The organism is Halomonas stenophila, from assembly GCF_014192275.1.
Lineage (GTDB): Bacteria > Pseudomonadota > Gammaproteobacteria > Pseudomonadales > Halomonadaceae > Halomonas > Halomonas stenophila.
Map to the genome: position 1 here is coordinate 41,771 of NZ_JACHXR010000004.1, position 15,582 is coordinate 57,352.

A 15,582-nucleotide genomic window follows, 5' to 3' on the forward strand; every position below is an offset into this window, starting at 1 on the left:
GTGCACGGCTGCAATCAGCCCAGATGACCCGCCGTCGCCACCGCCGGGCTGGTCTCGACCATCCTCACCACGCTGCCCACCACGATCAAACATGGCGACGGCAGCGGGTGAGCGGCGAGCCTGTCCGGCATATCGGCCAGGGTGCCGGTGAGGGCCGCCTGGTCGGGCAGGCTGGCATTGGCCACCAGCATGATCGGCCAGTCGTCGGGCAGCCCGGCACTGCGCAGGCCGGCGCAGATCGCCGCGACCTTGGCCAGGCCCATGTAGAACACCAGGGTCTCGTCCCGCCGGGCCAGCGCGGCCCAATCGGGGGTCCCTTCCGTCCGGCACAGTTGCGCGGTGATAAAGCGCAGTTGCTGGGCGTGGCCACGGTCGGTGAGCGGAATGCCCATGGAGGCACAGGCCGCCGAGGCCGCGGTGATACCGGGCACGATGTGCGCCGGTACCTCTGCCTCGGCGAGTGCGGCGAGTTCCTCGCCCATGCGCCCGAATACCCCCGGGTCGCCGCCCTTGAGGCGCACCACCGCCTTGCCCTGCCGCGCCAGCTCGACCAGCAGCGCCCCGATCTCGGCCTGGGACACGCTGTGATGGCCCCGCGCCTTGCCCACGTAATAGCGCTCGCGACCGGCGGGCACCAGGGACAGCACGTCATCGCCCACCAGGCGGTCGTAGACCACCGCGTCGGCCTGCTGCAGCAGTCGGGCCGCCTTGAGGGTCAGCAGCTCGACATCGCCGCTGCCGGCGCCGACCAGGTAGACGCTGCCCGGGCGACAGTCCCCCTGCCGGGAGCGTCCCGGGAGCTCGGGGGCGTGCCGCGAGACCCAGGGGGCGGCCAGCCAACGCGAGGCGTCCCGGCCCAGCCGCACCAGCACATCGGGGACGCGTGCCACGACGTCAGACCACTTGGACGGCTTCAGGCGTCTGCTCGGAGCGCGCATGGGGCCCCTCCTCTTCGCTACTTTCTTCAATAAGGGATTTCAGTTCGGGAATGCAGCTGCCGCACTGGGTGCCGCAGGCAAGTCGCGCGCCCAGCGCCTCGACGCTGGCGTCGCCCGCGCGAATGGCAGCGACGATGGCGGCCTGGCCCACCTGGTGGCAGCTGCAGACCAGCGGGCCGTTGGCGGCGCCACCGTCATCGCAGCCGGCCAGCAGCCGACGGCGACGCCCGTCCTCCAGGGGCAGGCCCTCGGCCGCCTCGGCGAAGCGTGCGTCGAGCCAGGCCAGGCCCGGCAGCTCGGCGGGCGGCCCCACCATCAGCCACCAGCGCAAGCGGCCGTCCTCGAGGCCGGCCGCCCGCCAGCGGCCGGTGGCGGGATCGTCACACCACAGCGAGGCCGGCACCGGCAGGCTCTCGGTGAGGCGGGCCAGGCCCACCTCCCCCTCGCCCCAGGCCAGCTGCCAGCGGTCGGCATGGGCCAGCGGGATCCGCGTCCAGTAGTCGGCGCTCTGTCGCACGGTCCCGGCGACCTCGTGGTCCTCCGCGACCACCAGGGTGGCCTCGCAGGCCGTGGCCAGCGGCGTCACCGCCACGGCGCCGTGCTTGGTCTCGGGCTGGCCGGAGAGCGGGTCGACATGGGCCGCGAGCAGGCTGCCGGCCAGGGCCCGGGACGAGAAGCGATCGGTCCAGTGGATGGGCACGAACACCTCGCCGCGTCGCTGGCCGCGCGACAGCCGGATCCGGCCACGGTACTCGCCGGTGGCACTCGTCAGGCGCGCCAGCTGCTGGTCGCCGAGCCCGAGCGCCTGGGCATCTTCCGGGGCGATCTCGATGAAGGGTTCGGCCCGGTGGTTCATCAGCCGCGCCGCGCGGCCGGTGCGGGTCATGGTGTGCCACTGGTCGCGCACGCGTCCGGTGTTGAGCCGCAGCGAATGGGTCGCGTCGAGCGCCTGGACGGGCCCCCGCGGGCGCACCGGAAAGAGCCTGGCACGCCCGTCGGCGGTGGCGAAGCGACCATCCTCGAACAGCCGGGCGGTGCCATGAGGGGCGTCGGCGGTCACCGGCCACTGGATCGGCGCCAGGGCGTCGTAGCCCTCGCGATCCAGCTCGGCCAGCGCCGAGATATCGAACATCCGGGCACCATGGCCCGGGTGGTCGGGCGCGTTCTCGAAGCCGGAGAGCCGCGCGTGCTCGGCGAAGATCTCGCCGGGATGGGCATAGCCGAAGGCCTCGCCATAGCCCAGCCGCCGCGCGACCTCGCCGATGATCCACCAGTCGTGACGCGCCTCCCCGGGCGGGGGCAGCAGCCCCCGCTGGCGGGAGATGCGCCGCTCGGAGTTGGTCACGGTGCCGTCCTTCTCGGACCAGGACGTGGCCGGCAGCACGATATCGGCATAGGGCAGCAGGTCGGTGTTGGCCATGCACTCGGAGACGATCACCAGCGGGCATCTGGCCAGGGCCGCCCGCACCCGGTCGGCATCGGGAAGGCTGACCACGGGGTTGGTGGCCATGATCCACAGGGCCTGGATCTCGCCGCGCTCGATGGCCTCGAACAGGGCCACCGCCTTGTGACCGGGCCCCTCGGGCAGGGTCGGCGCCAGATGCTCGGTGGTCCAGAAGCGGCGCACCCGATCGAGGGCGCCGGGACTGTCATAGTCCATGTGCGCGGCCAGCTGGTTGGCCAGGCCCCCCACCTCGCGACCGCCCATGGCGTTGGGCTGGCCGGTGATCGAGAAGGGACCGGCACCGGGCAGGCCGATCTTGCCGCCGGCCAGGTGGCAGTTGATGATGGCGTGGCACTTGTCGGTGCCGCTGGACGACTGGTTGATGCCCTGGGAATAGAGGGTCACCACGTGCAGCTGGCTGGCGAACCAGTAGAAGAAGGTCTCCAGGCGCTCCGGGTCGACGTCGCAGTCGGCGGCGATGGCCTCGACGGCGCAGTCGTCCTCGCGGGCCGCGGCCAGCGCCGCATCCAGCCCCCGGGTGTGCTGTTCCAGGTAGACCCGGTCGAGCTTGCCCTTGGCGGCCATCCAGGCCAGCAGGCCGTTGAACAGCCGAGCGTCACTGCCGGGCGCGAGCCCCAGGTAGAGGTCGGCCAGCTCGCAACTGTCGGTGACCCGTGGGTCGATCACCACCACCCGCATCAGCGGGTTACGGGTCTTGGCGGTACGCAGGCGCTGGAAGAGCACCGGGTGATTCCAGGCCAGGTTGGACCCCACCAGCACCACCAGCTCGGCCTCCTCCAGGTCCTCGTAGTTGCAGGGCACGGCGTCGGCGCCCAGCGAACGCTTGTAGGCGGCCACCGCCGAGGCCATGCACAGCCGCGAGTTGGTATCCAGGTGCGGCGTGCCGAGAAACCCCTTGAACAGCTTGTTGGCGACGTAATAGTCCTCGGTGAGCAACTGCCCGGACAGGTAGCCGGCCACCGCCGGGTCGCCGGCGGCCTCGCGGGTCGCCTGGAGCCGTTCGGCCACGGCGTCGAGCGCGGTGCCCCAGTCCACCTCGACCCCGTCCACCCGGGGGCGCGTCAGACGCCCCTGCTCGCCCAGGGTCTCGGCGAGCGCCGAGCCCTTGACGCACAGGCGGCCGAAGTTGGCCGGATGCGTGGCGTCGCCCTCGACGCCGACCATGCGGTCGCCGTCGATGTCGGCCAGCACGCCGCAGCCGACACCGCAGTAGGGGCAAGTGGTTCGCGCCTGATGCATAACGCACTCCTCGATCGTGGGTCCCAACGACGACGCCCACCACCGCGCCGGTAGTCAGCGCGATGGTGGGCGTCGTTGCCTGAGGCCACCGCCATGGCGGCCCGGGAGATGATTGACCAGTATCAAGCAAACCGCGTGCCAACAGACCCGAAGCCTCCAGTGGTGGGGCTTCCGGGCCGGCCGGTGCCGGGCATTCGCGCCGATCTGCACCAGCCGGGGCCGTCGGCGCCCGATTCCGCACCGCTGCGGTGCAACAATCTTCTCGGCGGTCGAGGGCGTCGGCGCCAGGACCGGCGCCCGACCCCGCTCCTTTCCGGCATCGCGACGCCTGGAACGGATCTTGCATTAGTCCCTGCAAACGACCGATGCAACGAGCCACGCCCTATGCCCCAGCCCCTGAAGATCCTGCTGGTCGATGACGAGATCGTGCGCGCCGCCATGGTCGAGGAGGCCCTCGGCCAGGAGGGCCATGAGGTCGTCTGCCGCCTGCAGAGTCCGGCCAGCCTCAACGAGATGGTCGCGCGTCACGCCCCCGATGTGGTGATCATCGACATGGAATCCCCCGATCGCGACACCCTCGACAGCATGTCCCTGCTGAATCGCGAGAACCCGCGTCCGGTGGTGTTCTTCGCCGACCAGCACCAGCCCGACACCATGCAGGCCGCCCTGGAGGCCGGTGTCAGCGCCTATGTGGTGGACGGCCTGGTGCCCAGCCGGGTCAAGGCGATCCTCGAGGTCGCCATCGCCCGCTTCGCCTCCTTCCAGTCGATGCGCACCGAGCTCGACAAGGCGCGCGGCCAGCTGGCCGACCGCAAGCGCATCGAGCGCGCCAAGGGGCTGCTGATGAAGCACCAGGACTGCGACGAGGAACAGGCCTACCGCATGCTGCGCAAGCTGGCCATGGACCGCGGCCAGCGCATCGGCGAGGTGGCCGCCAACGTGATCGATATCCTCGAACGACTGGAGAAAGGCCTATGACCGCGAGTCGCACCGCCGGGCTCGAGCGCCTGACGCTGGGCTTCATTCCGCTGCTGGATGCCGCCCTGCCGATCATCGCCCGCGAGGGCGGCTTCTTCGCCGCCGAAGGGCTCGACGTCGCGCTGTCCCGCGAGAATGCCTGGTCGACGCTGCGCGACAAGCTCGCCGCCGGCCTGCTGGATGGCGCCCACATGCTGGCCCCGCTGCCCCTGGCCATGAGCCTGGGGATCTCCGGCGCCGCCTGCGAGACCCTGGCCCCGCTGGTACTGGGGCGCAACGGCAACACCCTGGTGCTGTCGTCGCGCTGGAGCGAGGGCATGCCTCTGCCGGAGACCGCCATCCCGCCGGGGGACCCGGATCCCGCCGCCGGCGCCCGCGACTTCGCCCGGCGGTTGCGCCATCGTGGCGGACCGCCGCCCTGCCTGGCCATCGTCCATCCCTTCTCGTGCCAGCATTACCAGCTGCGCGAATGGCTGGCACTCGGCGGCATCGACGCCGACCACGAGGTCAAGCGGGTGGTCCTGCCACCGTCCCGCATGGCCGAGGCCCTGGAAGAGGGGCGCATCGACGGCTTCTGCGTCGGCGAGCCCTGGGGCAGCCTGGCCCAGCGCCGGGGAGGCGGTCGCATCGTCGCCAGCGGCGCCCAGCTCTGGCCGGACCACCCCGAGAAGGTCCTCGGGGTCACCGCGTCCTGGGCCGAGCGCCACCCCGCGACCCTCGCCGCCCTGATCCGTGGCCTGACCGGGGCCGCCGACTGGCTCGGGGCCTCACCCGAGCATGCCCGCCAGGCACGCGACTGGCTGGCCCTGCCGCCCTACCTGGACCGGGCCGCGAGCCATCTCGAGACGCTGGCACCCGACACGGGCCCGGCACGCCAACGCCTCGGCGGCGACCTGCGGCCCTCCCCCGCGGCCATGGCCCCCATGGCCGCCCACCTCGACCATGCGCTGCGGGCCCGCGGTGGCCGGCTGGCCCCCGCCCGACTGTCGGCCTGTTACAGCCCCGTGCATTTCGATGCCGCCACGCACCAGGAGCGTGCATAAGGCCCGTCCGGGCGGCGGCGGGCATCCCGCCGCCGTCCGCCACGACGAACGTAAATATTTGATTTAATTGAAACAAACAAAATATTGGCTCGATAATTGAAAGACTGTAGGTAACCGGAGCGGGCCCAGGCCTCTCCCTCGCGATCAACGGCGATCGCCCACCGAATTCCAGACGAAGGCGTCTCCGCACCCCCGATGCCAGGGGGTGCCGAGGCGTCTTTTTGCGTTTCAGGAGGTTTCGACATGTGCCCCGATGCCCTACCCGGGTCCGCCCCGAACCCGCAGCCCATCGAGCACCTGGTGATCGTCGGCAACGGCATGGCCACCCAGCGCCTGGTCGAGACGCTCGTGCGCCAGGCCAATGCGCCGCGCCGCATCACCGTGATCGGCGAGGAACGCTGCCCGGCCTACAACCGCATCCTGCTCTCCCCCTGGCTGGCGGGCGACATGAGCCATGATGACCTGCGCCTGCCCGAGATCGCCGACCGGGCCGGCATCGCCCTGACCACCCGGCTCGGCGAGCGGGTCACCCGCATCGACCGGGAGCGGCGCCGGGTACTGACCGCGCGCGGCGAGGCCATCGCCTACGAGCGGCTGGTATTGGCCACCGGCTCGCGTACCGCCCTGCCGGCGGTGCCGGGCATCGCGTTGGCCGGGGTCGGCGGCTTTCGTGACCTGGACGACGCCGAGGCCCTGGCCGAAGCCGCGCAGCGCGGCGGTCGCGGCCTGGTGGTCGGCGGCGGCCTGCTGGGCCTGGAGGCCGCCGAGGGCCTGCGCCAGCGCGGCATGCAGGCCCGCGTGCTCCAGCGCAGCGAACGCCTGATGAACCGCCAGCTCGATGCCACCGCCGCGGCGCTGCTGCGCCGCGAGCTGGAGGGCCGCGGGCTTGCGATCGACACCGGCGTCGAACTGGCCGCCCTCGAGGACGACGGCCGCGGCCATGTCGCCGCGGCGCGCCTGGCCACCGGGGAACGGCTGCCCGCCGACCGGGTGGTCATCGCCGCCGGCATCACGCCCAATGCCGAGCTCGGTCGCGAGGCCGGCCTGGCCTGCGACCGCGCCATCCGGGTCGATGCCTGGCTGACCACCTCCGACCCGGCCATCCATGCCCTCGGCGAATGCTGCCAGTTCGAGACCCGCACCTTCGGGCTGGTCGAGCCGATCTGGCAGCAGGTCGAGGTGCTGGCCCGCCACCTGGCCGGGGAAGCGACGGCGGGCTTCGCCGACGCCCCGACCGCCACCAAGCTCAAGGTCGGCGGCGTGTCCCTGTATGCCTTCGGCCCCACCGAGGCCGGGCCGGGCCACGAGGCGCTGACCTATCACGATCCGCAACAGGGCGAATACCGCCGCCTGCTGCTGCGTGACGGCCGCCTGGAGGGCGCCGTGCTCTATGGCGACACCGCCATGGGGCCCTGGCTGTTCACCCAGGCCCGGGCCGGCACCCGGCTGGACGCCGTCCGGCAGGCCCTGGCCCTCGGCCAGGCCGATGTCGAGGCCCTGCTCGCCGAGCACGAGACCACTCTCCGAGACACCGATAGCCCCGAGAAGGAGGCCGCATGAACACGCCCCAGTCCGAACTACAACGCCTGATCGTCATCGGTAACGGCATGGTCGGCCACCACCTGGTCGAGCAGCTCATCGAACGCGGCGCCACCGAGCAGTACCGCGTCACGGTCTTCGGCGAGGAGCGTCATCGGGCCTACGATCGCGTCCACCTGTCCGAGTATTTCGGTGGCCGGGACGCCCAGTTCCTGGCCATGTGCGACGCCGACCTCTATGCCGAGCACGGCATCGAGCTGCGCCTGAACGAGGCGGTGACCGCCCTCGACCGTGACGCCGGCGAGGTGGTCACCGAGGCCGGCCGCTACGCCTACGACCGGGTCGTGCTGGCCACCGGCTCCTACCCCTTCGTGCCGCCGATTCCCGGCAACGACCGCGACAACTGCCTGGTCTACCGCACCCTGGACGACCTCGATGCCATTCGCGCCGCGGCCGAGACGGCCACCACCGGCGTGGTGGTCGGCGGCGGCCTGCTGGGCCTGGAGGCGGCCAACGCCCTGCGCGGGCTCGACCTCGACACCGCCGTGGTCGAGTTCGCCCCGCGGCTGATGCCGATGCAGGTCGACACCGAGGGCGGCGAGCTGCTGCGCGAGAAGATCGAGGCGCTGGGCGTCCAGGTGCTCACCGGCCGCGCCACCCAGCACATCGAGGACGGCCAGGCCAGCTTCCATCGCATGGTCTTCCAGGACGACAAGGTGCTGGAGACCGACCTGATCGTGTTCTCGGCGGGCATCCGCCCCCGCGACGAGCTGGCCCGTGACGCCGCCCTGGAGATGGGCGAGCGCGGCGGCGTGGTGATCGACGATCGCTGCCTGACCAGCGACCCGGCGATCCTGGCCATCGGCGAGGTGGCGCTGTGGAACAACAGCATCTTCGGCCTGGTCGCCCCCGGCTACCAGATGGCCAAGGCCGCCGCCGACACCCTGCTGGGCGGCGAGCTGACCTTCGCGGGCGCCGACATGAGCACCAAGCTCAAGCTGCTCGGCGTCGACGTGGGCGCCATCGGCGATGCCCACGGCAACCAGAATCCCGGCGCTCGGATGTTCCGCTACCTGGACGAGATCAAGCAGGAATACCGCAAGCTGGTGGTCTCCAGCGACGGCAGGAAGCTGCTCGGCGCCATGCTGGTGGGTGACAACGCCACCTACGACACCCTGATGCAGTACTACAGCAACGGCCTGGAGCTGCCCGAGGACCCGGCCGCGCTGATCCTGCCCTCCACCGAGGGCGCGCCGACCCTGGGCGCCGACGCCCTCCCCGAGGGCGCGACCATCTGCTCGTGCCACAACGTCACCAAGGGGTCGATCTGCGCGACCCTCGACGCCGGCGCCACCGACCTGGGCGCCGTCAAGGCCGAGACCAGGGCGAGCACCGGCTGCGGCGGCTGCGCGGCCCTGCTCAAGAGCGTGGTCGACCACGAGCTGGAGGCCCGCGGCGTGGAGGTCGACCGGTCGATCTGCGAGCACTTCGCCCACACCCGCCAGGAGCTTTACGACATCGTCCGCGTCGAGGGCATCAAGACCTTCGGCGAGCTGATCGGCAAGCACGGCTCTCCACAAACTCAGGGCCTGGGCTCTTCATCAGCCCCGAAGCTTGGCTGCGATATCTGCAAGCCGGCGGTGGCCTCGATCCTCGCCTCCTGCTTCAACGAGCCGATCACCGACGCCGCGCATATCCCGCTGCAGGACACCAACGACACCTTCATGGCCAACATGCAGAAGAACGGCACCTACTCGGTGGTGCCGCGTGTCGCCGGCGGCGAGATCACCCCGGACAAGCTGGTGGTGCTCGGCCAGGTGGCCCAGAAGTATGGCCTCTACACCAAGATCACCGGCGGCCAGCGCATCGACCTGTTCGGCGCCCACCTCGAGGAGCTGCCGGACATCTGGGGCGAGCTGATCGCGGCCGGCTTCGAGACCGGGCATGCCTACGGCAAGTCGCTGCGCACCGTGAAGTCCTGCGTGGGCAGCACCTGGTGCCGCTACGGGGTGCAGGACAGCGTGGGCATGGCGATCCGGCTCGAGCATCGCTACAAGGGCCTGCGCTCGCCGCACAAGCTCAAGTTCGCGGTCTCCGGCTGTACCCGCGAGTGCGCCGAGGCCCAGAGCAAGGACGTCGGGGTGATCGCTACCGAGCACGGCTGGAACCTCTACGTGTGCGGCAACGGCGGCATGCGCCCGCGCCACGCCGAGCTCTTCGCCACCGACCTGGACGACGAGCAGCTGATCAGCACCATCGATCGCCTGCTGATGTTCTACGTGCGCACCGCCGACCGCCTGCAGCGCACCTCGGTGTGGCGCGAGAACCTCGAGGGCGGCCTGGACTACCTCAAGGAAGTGGTGCTCGAGGACAGCCTGGGCATCAATGACGAGCTCGAGGCGCAGATGCAGACCGTCATCGACCACTACGAGTGCGAGTGGGCCGGCGCCCTCCAGGACCCGGAGAAGCTCAAGCGCTTCCGCAGCTTCGTCAACGACGCACGCCCCGACCCGGACATCATCGTGACCGAGGAGCGCGGCCAGCTCCGCCCTGCGTAAGGAAATGGCTGCGCGAGCGAATCGCGTTGTTGCGCGGCACCCCGAAGGCTCGCCTAACCCCCCGTTATGTCTCGCCTTCGGTGCGCCGCGCGCCTAGCGCTTCATCTCGCTCGCCAATTTCTCGACATCATCGCGAGGACTACCAATCTATGACTAGCGCAACCGCAGAAGCCCCGACCATGACCCAGACCTGGCAACCCCTGTGCACCAAGGCCGACCTGGTGCCCTTCTCCGGCGTCGCCGCCTGGATCGAGACGACCGAGGGACCGGCCCAGGTGGCCCTGTTCTACCTGCCGGGCCATGCCACCGAGCTCTACGCCGTGGACCATCACGACCCCTTCTCCGACGCTAACGTCATCGCCCGCGGCATCGTCGGCGACGTCTCGGGGGCGCCGGTGGTGGCCTCCCCGATCTACAAGCAGCACTTCCGCCTTGACGACGGCCAGTGCCTGGAAGACGAGGCGGTGCGACTGCGCTGCTGGGCGGTCTGCTTCGAGGGCGACCGGGTGATGATCCAGGCGTGACCCCGCCCCTGGCGGCCGCCCCCTCGCGCCACCCGGCGGCACGCCGCCAGGGCCTGTCCAGGGCGTAGCGGGTGGCCAGTATCAACGTCCATCGGCCGCCGCCGGCTGGGGTGTCGGCCGTGCCCGGGAGGACGGCTCTCTCCTCCCGCAACAGGCGGGCGATCGCGCTCCGGGCTGGCCATCCCTGCGTCCCGGTCGGCGGCGAGCGAAACGACACAGCGTTGAGGCCGGAATTGTGCAGGGCGGCAAAGATGGGCCATGCTGGGAGCCAATTGGCAAGTATTGCGGTCGTATGACAATAGGAGGTGCTCACCACAAACCGTGAAACCGGCACATCGCGCCTTGTCACGGAACTGACATCCGGCGCTGACAGTGTCGACATCGAGGCGTCATCCTTGACGCCGTTCCGGTGACAATCAGGAGAGCTGCGCCGATGGTACGCATCGACAAGAAGGCCACCCGGCTTTACGTGCTGGACACCAATGTCCTGATCCACGACCCCGCCGCCCTCTATCAGTTCGATGAGCACGAAGTGGTGATTCCCATGACCGTGCTCGAGGAGCTCGACAAGCACAAGAACGGCATCCGCGAGATCGCCCGCACCGCCCGGCAGGTCAGCCGGACCCTCTCGGACCTCACCGCCAACGTCGACCTCCACCAGATCCGCGACGGCATTCCCATCACCCGGCTCACCGGCCCCGAGGGTCGACTGCGCCTGCTGTGCTACGACAACCTCTCGGTCCCGGACAACCTGGAGGACAGCCCCGACAACCGCCTGCTCGCCGAGACCTGTCGGCTGCGCGACGAGCGCCCCGACGCCTCGGTGATCCTGGTCACCAAGGACATCAACCTGAGGGTCAAGGCCGCGGCGCTGGGCGTGCCGGTGGAGGACTACCTCACCGATCGCGCCTTCGACGACAGCGATGCCATGATCGGCGGCGCCCGGGTCTTTCCCGAGGCGGGCCAGGATGGCAGCGGCCTGTGGGAGACCCTCAAGACCGAGGTCAAGGTGGAGCGCGAGAATGGTCGCGTGATCTACCGCCTGACCGGCGAGATCCCCACCGACTGGCACCTCGGCATGCTGGTCTCGGACAGCGATGACGGGGCAAGCTTCGAGGCGGTGGTCCGCGACCTGGGCCCACGCCATGCCCATCTGGAGCTACTGACCAACTACCGGCATGGCGCCAGCGTGTGGGGCGTGCATGCCCATGACAGCCGCCAGAACTTCACCCTCAACCTGCTGATGGACGAAGGCATCGACCTGGTGACCATCGCCGGCAGTGCGGGCACCGGCAAGACCTTCATGACCCTGGCCGCGGCCTTCCAGCAGACGCTGGACGGCAAGCGCTTCGAGCGCGTGGTGTTCACCCGGGCCCCGATCTCCATGAGCGAGGACATCGGCTACCTGCCCGGCACCGAGGAGGAGAAGATGTCGCCCTGGATGGGGGCCTTCCATGACAACATGGACAACCTGCTGCGCGACGAGCATGACGGCAGCTCCACCTGGAACCAGGAGGCGACGCGTCAGTTGCTCGGCTCGAGGGTACAGATCCGCGCCCCCGGCTTCATGCGCGGCCGGACCCTGAATGACACCTTCCTGATCATCGACGAGGCCCAGAACTTCACGCCCAAGCAGCTCAAGTCGCTGATCACCCGGGCCGGGCGCAACACCAAGATCGTCTGTCTGGGCAACGTGGGCCAGATCGACACGCCCTATCTCACCGCCAACACCTGCGGCATGGCGGCGGTGGTGCAACGCTTCCGCGACTGGCCCCATGCCGGCCATGTCACCCTCAAGAGCGTGGAGCGCTCGCGCCTGGCGCTGGCCGGCGAGGAGCTGCTCTGAATGCGGCGGGCCGACGCCCCCGGCGTCGGCCCGCCCGCCTCCTGCACCCGCTCAGGAACCGCGATTCACGGCCTTCTCGATCAAGGCCTCGCTCTGGCTGCCGGGCCCGTGGCGGAGCACCGTCTGGGCCTCGTGATAGAGGCAGACGAAGCGCTGGCAGGAGGCACAATGCACCTGGTCGTCGGGATTCTTGACGCTGGAGACGCGCATCAGGTGACTGCCGCAGTTCGGGCACGCCACCGGTAGACGAAAATCCTCGGAGAGTGACATCGGCTGCTCCTTTTGCACGGTGTTGATGACGGCACCTCAGAACCATGGGACAGCGGACTCGCCAGTCAGTGCCTCAGATCACCGTCTCGGGACCGACGATGCGGTTGCGCCCCGCCCGCTTGGCCCGGTAGAGGGCGTGGTCGGCCCGGCCCAGCGCCTCGCCGAGATTCCCCCCGGGGTCGAGGAAGGCCACTCCCATGCTGACCGTGAAATGCAGCGTTTCACCGCCCAGCGCCAGCTCGCTGTCCGCCACGGCCTGCCGCAGGCGCTCCAGCACGCCCCAGGCCTCCTCCGGCTCGCTATCCACCAGCATCACGGCGAACTCCTCGCCGCCGAGGCGACCGATCAGGTCGTAGGGACGCAGGCAGTCTCGGCAGGTCGTGGCGAAGCGCTGCAGGGCGATATCGCCGGCCGCATGGCCATGGGTGTCATTGAGCGCCTTGAAGTGGTCGAGGTCGACCATCGCCACCGGCACCCGGCGACGATTGCGGGTGGCATGGGCCAGCAACGCCTCGCCATTGGCGAGGAAGGCCCGCCGGTTGAGCAGGCCGGTCAGCATGTCGGTACTGATCAGGTGCTGGGTGCGCCGTTCCGCCTCCTTGCGGCGGGTGACGTCCTGCAGCCAGCCGTCCCAGAGCGTGCCCCCACCGGACTCGCGCCGCACGCCCGCCGTGGCCTCCAGCCAGCGCACGCCCTCCGGTGTCTCGATGCGAAAGGCCAACTGCCATGGCTCGAGACTCACCGACGACTGGGCCAGCGTGTTGGTCAGGGCCTGGCGATCTTCGCCGACCAGCCGATCGAGCAACCGCGCGGGGGACGCCATCACGGCGTCGGGCGTCAACCCGCACAGCGCGATCAGCCCCTCGCTCAGGTAGCCGAAGGACAGTGCCCCCCGCGGCGTCTGGTGCAGTTGGAAGACCACGCCCGGCAAGCCGGTCACGACCGCCTCCAGCCGGCCCAGCCGCTCCCGGTCGGCGATGGCGGGCTCGAGCAGGGTACCGACGTCGTGCTGGATGCACAGCAGCCGGAGGGGGGCGTCGGGTCCCTCGACCAGGGGCTGGATGAGGGTATCCAGGTAGAGCCGTCGACCGTCGGCATGGCGGCAATGCAGCAGTCCGTGCCAGGACTGGCGCTGCTGGACGCAATGATCCAGGGCCCGGGACAGCGGACCGCGCAGCGGCTGCTCGTCCAGGCCGGTGACGCGACGCCCCACCAGCGACTCGTCGGCATGCCCCGTGACGCGCGCCATCGACGGATTGACCTCGAGGATCACCCCATGGGCATCCAGCAGCATCACCGCGCCAGGGAAATGCGCGTAGAGCCGCTCGGGCAGGCTGGTGGCCGGCGAGGATCGTCGCCGGCGCCACTTGTCCAGAATCCGAGAAATACCCCGCATCCGTGGGGTCTCCATCGACAGGGAATCGTGCCGCTATCGTCCTACCCTAGCGCAGTCGCGCGCGGGGCACACGCACTACCGCCGGCCAGGGCCTATACCGGGCCGGCGTCGAGCCGCCAAGGGGCCGGGCTCAGCCGGCCAGCCAGAGCCCCAGGTTGAGCAGCGCCAGGGTGCCGAGCTGGAGGGCCACGTTGGCCCCCAGCCAGGGCACGAGCGCCGCCACGTCGGCCACGTTCAGCCGCCACAGGCCGCGCACCAGCCAGGCGACCGCCGGGGCCAGCAGCCAGGTCAGCCAGGTAGCGGCCGGCAGGAGGCCGACCGCGACCCCGGCCGGCACCACCAGGAAGGCCGCCAGCACCAGCATGCCCGCCAGCCGCACGGCCCGACGTCGCCCCAGCAGGATCGCCAGGTGACGCCGGCCGACCCGACGGTCGGCATCGATATCCGGCACCTGATTGAGCAGCAGCAAGGCGCTGACCAGCAGGGTCGGCACCAGGGAGACGGTCATTGCCAGGGACGAGGGATGGCCGGTCAGGGCCTGGTGTGCGCCCACCACCATCAGGACACCGAAGCCCAGGCCCGGGGCCAGCAGGCACAGCAGTGGGCGATGCGTCAGCACCCCGGTATAGGCCACCACCAACCCCAGGCCCAGCAGGCCATAGGGCAGCAGCCACGGACCCGAGCGCCACAGGAACCAGCTGCCGATGACCACCACCCCGGCTAGGCAGGCGACGGCGGCACGCCACACCAGCGGGGCCGCCGCCGGCCGGCCCGGCAGGGCACCACTGCCCCCGGAGAAGGGCGTGCGCCGGGTGGTGGCATCCAGGCCGCTGGCGAAGTCATGGTGCTCGTTGAGGAGGTTCACCGCGGCATGGGCCAGCAGCGCGGCCAGCAACACCAGCAGGGTGTCCACCCTGGCCAGCGGCGCGCCCTCGAGGCGGGCCGTGAGCACCGCCAGGCCAGCACACAGCGGCGCCAGCACCAGGAAGTTGGGGCGAGCGCTGCGCAGGCAGGCCTGCCTGTCCTCCCGACGGGCGGTGTCACCCCGCGATGCATCCATGCCGTGTCTCTCCCTCGGTATCAGCGAGCCAGCCGCTCGGACAGCCAGTGGCCGATGTCGGCGACCTGCTGGGGACAGACCGCATGGGCCATGGGGTATTGGCGATAGTGGACCGGGTAGCCCATGGCCGAGAGCCGGTCGTGGGCGGCCCGGCCCAGGGCCTCGGGCACCACCGGGTCGAGATGACCGTGATGGATCTCGATGGGCAGCTCGCGGTTGGCCGGGGTCGGCTCGAGGCTCTCGGCGGTGCCGAGGTAGGTGGACATGGCCAGCAGGCCGCCGAGACGCTCGGGAAAGGTCAGGGCCGCCTCGTAGGCCACCGCCCCACCCTGGGAGAAGCCGGCCAGGATGATGCGCTCGGCGGGGATGCCATGCCGGATCTGCTCGTGGACCAGCGCCTGGATGCGCGCCGCGGAGGCCTTGAGCTGGGCCTCGTCCACCCGGCGCTCGAGGCTCATCTCCTTGATGTCGTACCAGGCCGGCATCACCATGCCGCCGTTGATGGTCACCGCCAGTCGCGGGGCATGGGGCAGGATGAAGCGCACGCTCGCCCCCTCGGGCAGCGACAGCGCCGGCACCAGGGGCTCGAAGTCATGGCCATCGGCACCGAGGCCGTGGAGGATGAAGACACAGGCATCGGCGGGCTTGCCGCCGCGGGGCTCGATGATCAACTCGTCGGGTTCGCTCATGGATTGGTCTCCCGGGGCAAAAGCGCCACCCTAGCGC

At 70.4% G+C, this 15,582-nt stretch carries 12 protein-coding genes; 6 read left to right on the forward strand and 6 right to left on the reverse strand.

The window, feature by feature from the left end; all coding sequences use genetic code 11:
• Positions 1–14: 14 nt before the first annotated feature.
• On the reverse strand, positions 15–938 hold the full coding sequence (gene cobA / locus FHR97_RS08685) for a uroporphyrinogen-III C-methyltransferase (RefSeq protein WP_183383409.1): 924 nt from the start codon (positions 936–938) through the stop codon (positions 15–17).
• The gene (locus FHR97_RS08690; RefSeq protein WP_183383410.1) at positions 895–3,642 is read right to left on the reverse strand and encodes a nitrate reductase; all 2,748 of its coding nucleotides are present in this window, start codon (positions 3,640–3,642) and stop codon (positions 895–897) included. Before FHR97_RS08690 ends, cobA begins: the two co-directional genes overlap by 44 nt.
• 384 nt (positions 3,643–4,026) lie before the next feature.
• Here FHR97_RS08690 and FHR97_RS08695 point away from each other — a divergent pair, with 384 nt between their 5' ends.
• From FHR97_RS08695 to FHR97_RS08720, 6 genes are all read left to right on the forward strand, one after another.
• Positions 4,027–4,620 (forward strand): ANTAR domain-containing response regulator, encoded by a 594-nt coding sequence (locus FHR97_RS08695; protein WP_183383411.1) that lies wholly within the window; start codon positions 4,027–4,029, stop codon positions 4,618–4,620.
• Positions 4,617–5,663, forward strand: coding sequence for a CmpA/NrtA family ABC transporter substrate-binding protein (locus FHR97_RS08700; protein ID WP_183383412.1), 1,047 nt, complete (start codon positions 4,617–4,619; stop codon positions 5,661–5,663). Before FHR97_RS08695 ends, FHR97_RS08700 begins: the two co-directional genes overlap by 4 nt.
• A gap of 243 nt (positions 5,664–5,906) precedes the next feature.
• Positions 5,907–7,223, forward strand: coding sequence for an NAD(P)/FAD-dependent oxidoreductase (locus FHR97_RS08705; RefSeq protein ID WP_183383413.1), 1,317 nt, complete (start codon positions 5,907–5,909; stop codon positions 7,221–7,223).
• A complete protein-coding gene (nirB, locus tag FHR97_RS08710) occupies positions 7,220–9,760 on the forward strand; it encodes a nitrite reductase large subunit NirB (RefSeq protein WP_183383414.1) in 2,541 nt (846 codons plus the stop codon). Before FHR97_RS08705 ends, nirB begins: the two co-directional genes overlap by 4 nt.
• 149 nt (positions 9,761–9,909) lie before the next feature.
• The gene (nirD, locus tag FHR97_RS08715) at positions 9,910–10,284 is read left to right on the forward strand and encodes a nitrite reductase small subunit NirD (RefSeq protein ID WP_183383415.1); all 375 of its coding nucleotides are present in this window, start codon (positions 9,910–9,912) and stop codon (positions 10,282–10,284) included.
• A 433-nt stretch (positions 10,285–10,717) separates the two neighbouring features.
• Positions 10,718–12,130, forward strand: a complete 1,413-nt coding sequence (locus FHR97_RS08720) for a PhoH family protein (protein ID WP_183383416.1) — start codon at positions 10,718–10,720, stop codon at positions 12,128–12,130.
• 51 nt (positions 12,131–12,181) lie between these two features.
• Here the strand turns inward: FHR97_RS08720 and FHR97_RS08725 are convergent, their stop codons facing one another.
• The 4 genes from FHR97_RS08725 to FHR97_RS08740 form a co-directional block, all read right to left on the reverse strand.
• Complete coding sequence (locus FHR97_RS08725) at positions 12,182–12,400, reverse strand: hypothetical protein (RefSeq protein WP_183383417.1); 219 nt, start codon at positions 12,398–12,400, stop codon at positions 12,182–12,184.
• Positions 12,401–12,473: 73 nt separating this feature from the next.
• Positions 12,474–13,796: a sensor domain-containing diguanylate cyclase gene (locus FHR97_RS08730; RefSeq protein WP_183383418.1), complete on the reverse strand. Its 1,323-nt coding sequence runs from the start codon at positions 13,794–13,796 to the stop codon at positions 12,474–12,476.
• Between the two features lie 130 nt (positions 13,797–13,926).
• Entirely contained in the window at positions 13,927–14,856 is a 930-nt protein-coding gene (locus FHR97_RS08735; protein WP_183383419.1) for a prenyltransferase, read from the reverse strand.
• A gap of 20 nt (positions 14,857–14,876) precedes the next feature.
• Positions 14,877–15,545, reverse strand: coding sequence for an alpha/beta hydrolase (locus FHR97_RS08740; protein WP_183383420.1), 669 nt, complete (start codon positions 15,543–15,545; stop codon positions 14,877–14,879).
• Positions 15,546–15,582: the final 37 nt, after the last annotated feature.

Bases quoted from the DNA above. Each gene is read 5' to 3' on its own strand.
- nirD (WP_183383415.1), top strand. From the start codon at position 9,910: ATGACTAGCGCAACCGCAGAAGCCCCGACCATGACCCAGACCTGGCAA.
- FHR97_RS08720 (WP_183383416.1), top strand. From the start codon at position 10,718: ATGGTACGCATCGACAAGAAGGCCACCCGGCTTTACGTGCTGGACACC.
- nirB (WP_183383414.1), top strand. From the start codon at position 7,220: ATGAACACGCCCCAGTCCGAACTACAACGCCTGATCGTCATCGGTAAC.
- FHR97_RS08705 (WP_183383413.1), top strand. From the start codon at position 5,907: ATGTGCCCCGATGCCCTACCCGGGTCCGCCCCGAACCCGCAGCCCATC.
- FHR97_RS08695 (WP_183383411.1), top strand. From the start codon at position 4,027: ATGCCCCAGCCCCTGAAGATCCTGCTGGTCGATGACGAGATCGTGCGC.
- FHR97_RS08690 (WP_183383410.1), bottom strand. From the start codon at position 3,642: ATGCATCAGGCGCGAACCACTTGCCCCTACTGCGGTGTCGGCTGCGGC.
- FHR97_RS08700 (WP_183383412.1), top strand. From the start codon at position 4,617: ATGACCGCGAGTCGCACCGCCGGGCTCGAGCGCCTGACGCTGGGCTTC.
- cobA (WP_183383409.1), bottom strand. From the start codon at position 938: ATGCGCGCTCCGAGCAGACGCCTGAAGCCGTCCAAGTGGTCTGACGTC.
- FHR97_RS08730 (WP_183383418.1), bottom strand. From the start codon at position 13,796: ATGCGGGGTATTTCTCGGATTCTGGACAAGTGGCGCCGGCGACGATCC.
- FHR97_RS08740 (WP_183383420.1), bottom strand. From the start codon at position 15,545: ATGAGCGAACCCGACGAGTTGATCATCGAGCCCCGCGGCGGCAAGCCC.
- FHR97_RS08735 (WP_183383419.1), bottom strand. From the start codon at position 14,856: ATGGATGCATCGCGGGGTGACACCGCCCGTCGGGAGGACAGGCAGGCC.
- FHR97_RS08725 (WP_183383417.1), bottom strand. From the start codon at position 12,400: ATGTCACTCTCCGAGGATTTTCGTCTACCGGTGGCGTGCCCGAACTGC.